Here is a 655-nt window from a genome sequence, read left to right as displayed (position 1 = left end):
CTTCCGCCCACTGCGCCAGTGCCAGTGAGACCAGTTCTGGCCCGTTATCCATCCGCATCTTCAGAGGATATCCGCGGTTTGCTACTATCCTGTCCAGTACCCGGACGACACGCTGAGCTGGAATATTCAGGTCGATTTCTATCGCCAGCACCTCACGGTTAAAATCATCCACCACGTTGAAGGTTCGAAAGCGTCTGCCGCAGACGAGTGCATCGTGCATAAAATCAATCGACCAGCTCTGGTTTAACGCTTGCGGTGTTGCCAGCGGGGTCGGGTTGCGCACCGGCAGACGTTGTTTACCCTTACGACGAAAATTCAGTTTCAGCAGGCAGTAAATCCGGTGAACGCGTTTATGGTTCCAGGCATTACCGTGCCTGCGAAGCACCTGAAAAAGCTTCTTAAAACCGTAGCGCGGATAGCGTTCTGCCAGTTCAGTCAGCGCCTGGATCACCGGTTCATCACGCCGGGTATCAGGCTGATAAAAATATACCGTCCTGCTCAGCGATAACGTCCTGCAGGCCTGGCGTAAACTCATGGCAAAATGCGCCGTCAGATAGCGGACGAGTTCACGCTTTATCGCTGGTTTTAAAGCTTTTTTTCGATAACATCTTTCAACGCCCGGCATTCCAGACTGAGATCGGCAAACATCTGTTTG

The 655-nt window shown here is 52.4% G+C and carries 1 pseudogene; it reads right to left on the bottom strand.

Annotated features, from left to right (window positions below):
* Nucleotides 1-655, bottom strand: a pseudogene (locus tag WH277_RS01935) (DDE-type integrase/transposase/recombinase); the annotation flags it as partial.

The organism is Erwinia sp. MYb416, from assembly GCF_037479575.1.
Taxonomy (GTDB): domain Bacteria; phylum Pseudomonadota; class Gammaproteobacteria; order Enterobacterales; family Enterobacteriaceae; genus Erwinia; species Erwinia rhapontici.
This window is presented reverse-complemented; position numbering and strand designations above follow the sequence as displayed.